This is a genomic window from Escherichia sp. E4930, assembly GCF_005845405.1.
Classification (GTDB): Bacteria; Pseudomonadota; Gammaproteobacteria; order Enterobacterales; family Enterobacteriaceae; genus Escherichia.
In genome coordinates, this window is the sequence record NZ_VCDZ01000032.1 from 25,032 (window position 1) to 31,729 (window position 6,698).

8 protein-coding genes and 1 pseudogene are annotated in these 6,698 nt (G+C 51.2%); all 9 read left to right on the top strand.

All coding sequences use genetic code 11. The annotated features are described in order from the left end of the window. Positions 1–43 precede the first annotated feature (43 nt). Positions 44–832 carry a F4 (K88) fimbria minor subunit FaeH gene (faeH, locus tag FFT88_RS23180; RefSeq protein ID WP_135403754.1) on the top strand — a complete coding sequence of 263 codons (789 nt, stop codon included), beginning with the start codon at positions 44–46 and terminating at the stop codon, positions 830–832. Positions 833–862: 30 nt separating this feature from the next. Beyond that, entirely contained in the window at positions 863–1,627 is a 765-nt protein-coding gene (gene faeI / locus FFT88_RS23185) for a F4 (K88) fimbria minor subunit FaeI (protein ID WP_135403755.1), read from the top strand. A gap of 16 nt (positions 1,628–1,643) precedes the next feature. Further along, a complete protein-coding gene (gene faeJ, locus FFT88_RS23190; protein WP_135403756.1) occupies positions 1,644–2,417 on the top strand; it encodes a F4 (K88) fimbria accessory protein FaeJ in 774 nt (257 codons plus the stop codon). 73 nt (positions 2,418–2,490) lie between these two features. Then, entirely contained in the window at positions 2,491–3,132 is a 642-nt protein-coding gene (locus tag FFT88_RS23195) for a hypothetical protein (RefSeq protein ID WP_135403757.1), read from the top strand. Then, positions 3,122–3,451 (top strand): annotated as a pseudogene (locus FFT88_RS25720) (EAL domain-containing protein); the annotation flags it as partial. The gene FFT88_RS23195 and the pseudogene FFT88_RS25720, both read left to right, overlap by 11 nt. Before the next feature lie 123 nt (positions 3,452–3,574). Further along, a complete protein-coding gene (locus FFT88_RS23200) occupies positions 3,575–4,264 on the top strand; it encodes an autotransporter domain-containing protein (protein ID WP_276609672.1) in 690 nt (229 codons plus the stop codon). A 258-nt stretch (positions 4,265–4,522) separates the two neighbouring features. Continuing rightward, complete coding sequence (locus FFT88_RS23205; protein ID WP_240731088.1) at positions 4,523–4,936, top strand: hypothetical protein; 414 nt, start codon at positions 4,523–4,525, stop codon at positions 4,934–4,936. Positions 4,937–4,963: 27 nt separating this feature from the next. Further along, complete coding sequence (locus FFT88_RS23210) at positions 4,964–5,902, top strand: hypothetical protein (protein WP_135403758.1); 939 nt, start codon at positions 4,964–4,966, stop codon at positions 5,900–5,902. Positions 5,903–6,166: 264 nt separating this feature from the next. After that, the coding region (tnpA, locus tag FFT88_RS23215) for an IS66-like element accessory protein TnpA (protein WP_135403759.1) at positions 6,167–6,698 on the top strand (532 nt) is incomplete at its 3' end.

Below are 6,698 nucleotides of genomic sequence, written 5' to 3' on the forward strand. Positions count from 1 at the left end.
TTATCTCTCCCGTTACGGGAGAGATAACCATGGTGATGAGACAATGCGTCATTATAAGTATTTTCTTCACGCCCTGCTTTTTATACCTCTGTTCTGTTCTGTTGCACTTCATGCCAATATTCTTGATGGTGGCGAAATTCAGTTTAATGGTTTTGTTACTGACGAAGCCCCCAAATGGACCTGGCAAATCAGTTCACCGGATCAGACCTGGGCAGTGGATACTGCAGATGCGCGTGCAGAGAACGGACAACTGGTTTTTAATTTGCGTGACAAAGGGCTCCTGCCGTTTCTGGAGGGACATCTGCATGAGGTGGCTGAGCGTGGTGGTCCCGGATTCACACCATTTATTACCTTCAGCAGTAACGGACAGCCTTTCGCCGTAAAGGAAGGCAGTGGCACTACGGCGCAACGCTTTCGCGCCTCTGTCCCGGTGCGTGACCCGGAGACGGGAAACGTGTCGGGACAGCTTTCTTTCACCCTGAATCAGGGAATGGCCGTCAGTGCCGGTGCACAGGAAGAGGGGGCGACAGTGCCGGCAGGGATGTCGCTGGTCGGCGGACAGAGCGTGACGGATGTACAGTCAGGAACGCTGCCACAGGGGCTGAAAGCCCGACTCTCTTCTCTGTTACTGATGAATCAGAATTTTGGCAATGGCATGAATGCGGTGGATAACGGACAGGTTATCAGTCAGGGGGTGCTGGCTGACGGTCGGGTGATGAATCTGGCTGCGGCATATGCCTCTGTAGTGTCGGATTTTGAACTGCGGTTGCCGGCGGAGGGTACACCTGCAGCATGGCAGGCAGGGCTGAATGTGACGGTCACGGTACAGTGATGGTTGCAGGGATATAAGGAGAGAAGAGAAGTGAAAAAGGTGACGTTGTTTCTGTTTGCTGCCAGCCTCCTGCCTTCCTGTGTACTGGCCTGGAACACGCCGGGAGAAGATTTCAGCGGAGAACTTAAGCTGGAAGGCCCGGTGACCAGCACCCGTAACCCGTGGGTATGGAAAGTCGGACAGGGAAATGAAAGTCTGGAGGTTAAACAGAGCCGCGGTGTTCGTGACGGTGAGCAGGCAATTCCGGTCGCACTGCCGGCGATGACCGTTTTACTGGGAAAAACCACCCTGACCACACCGGCAGGACGTGAGGGGCTTTCTCCCCGTGTCAGTTACGGAAAGGGTACTGAGGGATTTTCGCTTGAATGGACAGCACCAGGCGTGGCGGAGGTGACGCTGCCTGTCACCGGAGATAATAACGTCCGGGCAGGCACATTTGTTTTCAGAATGCAGGCTGCGGGGGTGTTGCGCCATGTGAAGGACGGGCAGTCGGTGTATGCCGGCGTGTATGACGACCTGAATGTGAATGGCCTGCCTGGTGAAAGCGCAGCCATGAAGACTTCTGATATTCCGGGTGTTCTGCAGAAGATGTTCAGTGGCGAAGGCCCCGGCTGGCTGCAGGCAATGACCGTCAGTGGTTATTCAGGTGTGAGTCATTTCAGTGATGCCTCCCTGCGTCAGGTTGAAGGTGCGTATGGTGCACAGACTGTGGCAGGCAGTGGTGAATTACGTCTGAACGGCATGATGCCGGAACGCTGGCGGGTGTCACTGCCGGTAAGTATTGAGTACCAGTAAGCAGGAGGACGGTCCGGTGCTGAATATTATTCATCGTCTGAAGTCCGGTATGTTTCCGGCTCTGTTTTTTCTGACTTCAGCCAGTGTGCTGGCGCAACCCCTGACTATTCCGCCGGGCCACTGGCAGGAGGGAATGGCTGTGGGCGTGACGGAATTCAGCGGCACGCTGTATGTTCCTGAAGTTTCCTGGCAGTGGCAGCCCCGCGCTGTGCGGATGAGCTCTCCTGATGCAGTGCAGGCTGGCCTGGCAGCGGGTAAAAGCGGCATGGTCAGTGAAAGCCGGAGAGGGCAGGATTTTTATATTCTTGGCGGACATACCACATCACTGACAACTGCCCGTCCGGGGCTGCAGCCGTCGGTGACATTACTTCAGGTGGCGCCATCATCTCCCCGTATTGCGGCCCGGGGAGAACTCGCCCGGGGACAGGTGCGTTACGGGGAAATCACGTTCACGATGCGCCATCTTCTGGCATGGCAGGACAATATTACTGGTGGTCAGGGCTGGAGCGTGGTCAGCGGAGAGGTGACGCCGGAGGCCGAAAAACAGGTGAAACGTCAGTTATGGCAGGTGAACGGCTATGAATGGACCCCGGACTATGCCGGGTTAACCGCGCGTCCTGATGCGTTTATTTCAGGAGCTGAGTCGCTGTTGTCACAGGAGAATGGCAGACAGCATATTGCCGGTGTCTGGGTGACATCCCTGAGTGATGTGCGGGTGAATTTCCCCGGCGCTGAGGAGCCGGTAAAACGCTGGCAGGGTAATCTGACGCCGGTGGTGGTGTACTTCTGATGGCCCGGCAACGAAAAGTGTTAATACCGATGTGGTGGGTGGTTGGTGTCTGTGTGGCAGCAGCCTGTATGACATGTCTGGTACTGACACTGGTGATGTTCTGTGCGGTACTGATGTGGTGAAGGTCGTAAGTGTGAGGCAAAAAATCCTTCTGACCGGAACCTGCTGGTATGAGCTGACAGGGCTGTGGCACCTGTTGTCCGCACAGGGCCACAACGTTTACCGTGTACCTCCGGGGTATCCCTGTGCCCGGCATGGCTGGGACCTGATTATTGTGGCGCTGAGTGCAGAGCCTGTTACGGGCTGGGGGCGTCATCTGTCCTGGATACGTGAACTGAGGGTAGAAATGTCCGGTGAAATGCTGGTTCTGGTACCGGAGAGGCTGGAAATGCTGAAGGTGTTGCGAAATATCTGCCCGGTGTACAGCGGATGCATGCCGCTGTCGTGCCTGGAAAGAACTGTCCGCATGGCACTGAACAGAAAGACAGCCCGTACCGGTAAATTTCGCCTGACGTCCGGACAACGACAGGCACTGAAACGCCTTTCTGAGAGAGGAAGAGACCGTCCCCTGAATCTGAAACAGAGTGAACGGGGGCTGTACTGGCATTATGCCCGGCTGGCAGAGAATGTGGGCGTCAGGGATTTCAGGATGCTGTTGATGACCGGGCTGGACCGGGAGGTTCATAAAATGGAAGACCGACAGTATGGACAGTGATTTTGTATCCGCAGACAGGCTGATGCGTGCGCTCATTAACGGGGAGTTTGAACCGTATCTCCAGCCGGTGGTTTCTGCATCAGACTTTACTGTGTCCGGTGCAGAGCTTCTGGTTCGCTGGCACATGCCTGCAGGCGAAATCATTCCGCCGGCATATTTCATTAACCGGGTGGAATCTGCCGGTCTGTTGTTGCCTCTGACGGAAAAAATCCTGAACCGTGCGGTGGCCGGACTTTCTGAGATTAAAGCCATGCTGCCGCGTGACTTCCGGCTTGCCGTGAACGTGACGCCGGCCCTGCTGGCTGAGCGTGAGTTCACTCTCAGTGACAGTGCTGACCACTGGACGCAGGTTGTGGACAACAGTGATGCAGACGGCGGTGCATGGGCCATGACAGGGTACAGCTATGGTGGATATGACGACTTCAGCCTGAACCAGAGCTGACTGAATGTTGGATTCCGCCAGTCTGCTACCGGTAATGCCTGGTGGGGGATGGGGGTAGAGTTTTACCGGGGGCACAGCAGCACAGATGACTACCGGGATGATTTCAGCCTGTGGGGAGTGCATGTTCTGGCGGGCAAATCCTTTGCCGGTGGTCTGTTTGTGGATGGTATGACCGGATACCGGGAGCTGTCTGAAGATTACACTATTCAGGGAGAGCTGAGTGACCTGTCCGGCAGGGCAAAAAGCCATATCCTGACAGCGGGTATCCGTGGTGGGTGGAAGATGCATGCAGCCCCCCTTGATATGTCGATAACACCGACTGTTTCACTGAACGGTGCCCGGGTGGACGGAAATCGTCTGCAGGGCCGGGAGCGGAGCGTGGAGCTTCATGATGGCGACGCCCTGTGGCTGAAGGCCGGGGTTGAGGCAGAAAAAGTCTCCGGAAATATGACGCTGAAGGCAGGTATCTGGCGGAATATCACGCTGAACGATATGCCGGGAATGACCCAGCGTGATGACTGGAAAGCCCGTCACTATGATGCAGAGAAGGCTGACCGCTATACCGTTTCGTTTGGTATCAACGGAAAGCTGACTGAGAAACTGTCAGTGCAGGCAAAAGTAAACAGCAGTTTTGATGGTTACTTTAAGACGGATGCGGAAGGAATACTGGGTATCCGGTATGACTTCTGATAATAACTGTTATCACTGATGTTTTCTTCTGAAGGGGCCTGTCAGGCCCCTTCAGGTAGTCTGTCATGTTCTGACCGGATTGCAGGGTGCGGACGATTCCTGTGCTTTGGTGGTTACTGAGAAAGCGTAAATGTGAAAAGTTGCCAGGATAAAGCGTGGGACGCGTACAGCTGGCGTTATGTAATGCATTGAATCTCAAGGATAAACAAATTAAAATTTTCGTTTAAACGTTGAGGTGGTATCTGAAAGGGTCAAAAAATGAAAAAGATGAGTTCAGTAATAATTCTTTGCATGTCTGTTTTTATCCTGCAGGGATGTAGTGATGCTAAACATCTGAAGAAAGCATCAGTAATAAATACTAATACTAATACTAATACTGATATTGATATTCAGGGTGTGGATTCAGAACAGTATCAGTATCTGAAGCAATGTGTAAAAAACGCAAGCGCACTGGCTAATCTTAATGAGAGATACAAAACAACGCTGAAAGAGATGCATTTCCTCATTAATGAGGCAAAATCTTACGCTGCAAGTAACGTATCCGGGAATGTACAGAAGACAATTACGCCGTTATTTGAATATAAAATAAACTACAAATGTAACGATATTGAACAGCTTCTTATTGAAGAATACAACAGGAAAATCCAGGCCACTCCGGTTAAGGCACAATGATGAAAGGCAATAAAATCAGTTTTTTTTTTGCTTTTATTGTTTTTGCTCCCCTCTTTTACCGGAGCTGCGGAACATCAGGATGATTTTTTATCTGACATATTAAAGTTAGATATCAGTGATTCGGTGGCACAGTCGTCGTCTCCCCCTCCGGTTCAGAAAAAACAGCGTGAGAAGACACCCAAAAAGCAGAAAAAAACGGCGGACATAACGGATAAAAGCAAAAAAGGCACGGAGCTGTCGGAGCTGACCGCACAGATTACTGCTCTTCGTCAGCAGAATGCAAAATTGCAGGAGAGTCAGAAAGGCTCAGCCGATGCGTTAGCTAAAAAAGGCACGGAGCTGTCGGAGCTGACCGCACAGATTACTGCTCTCCGTCAGCAGAATGATAAACCGTTAGATAAAAAGAAACCCGGAGAAATGCTGTCCTATTCGTTAGGAACATACTATTTGCAAAAGGCCATGATGGATTCGAAGGAACTGGAAATCAATGGACTTCAGATATCGGAAAAAACCTTAACTCAGGGCTTTAATGATGCCTCTAATAAAAAACTGAAGCTTTCTGAAAAAGAAATCAGTGATGCATTGTCCTCAGTGAACAGAACTGTTCAGCGTAATACCAGGAAAACTGAAAGCCTGTTAAGGGAAAAGATTGGTAATAAACATTACAGAAAGATTCAGCCAGGTGTTTATCTGGTGGTAAATGAAAAAGGAAAAGGGAAATATGCAGATACGGATGCGGTAAGATTTAATATGTTTGAGAAAAAACTTGACGGGACACCTGTCAAAAATACCATGAATGCATCTGTTTTATACAAAAAAGCAGATCCGTTAATGAGAAAGCTTGTTAACGCGGGTTTGAAAGGTGGGCGGGTGACAATATACGGGAAAGCGTTATATATATACAAAGTGCTGCCAAAAGATATAAGCGGAGATGAAATAGTATCAATAACGTTTTCCTTTAAATGAATGCCGGGAGCATGAAAGCAAGAAAATCTGCCTGGCAATACAAATTTCTCCGGCAGCTTACGGTATAACCCGGGCAGGGCGGGATACACCGCAGTGAGCACTGTTAAAACGATGACGTTGGGACTGTATCGTACAGGAACCGTCCGCGGACGGTTCCTGTATATAAATTTAGGTGGCTGTTAAAAACGCCAGCTCAAACCGGCATTGAGCCGTAAGCGCCTCATCTGAACCGTCTGGTCTGTTTCCTCCGGCTCCACAAAAATAATGTCCATCATTTTTAATGGACACTATCGTATGGAATACCGGACCTGGATCACTGAAGCTTTACGTCTTCACTTTGAAGAACATTTACCACGGATTGTGGCCGGACGTCGCCTGGGCGTACCAAAATCAACTGTTTGTGGTATGTTCGTGCGCTTCCGCAAAGCTGGCCTTTCATGGCCTCTGCCCGCAGGTATGTCGGAGCGGGAACCTGATGCCCGTCTTTACGGGAATGCCTCCACAGTACCTGTCGTACTTACTGAAAGCACCGTTATGTCCGAAGTCCCGGTGGTAAAAAAACGTCCCCGGCGGCCTAATTTTCCTTATGAGTTTAAAATCGCCTTAGTGGAGCAGTCACTGCAGCCCGGAGCCTGTGTGGCGCAGATCGCCCGTGAAAACGGAATCAACGATAACCTGCTCTTCAACTGGCGCCATCAATACCGGAAAGGTGGCCTGCAGCCTTCCGGAAAAAATATGCCGGCACTGATTCCCGTGACGTTAACGCCGGAGCCGGATAATAAAATCCCGGCCCCCG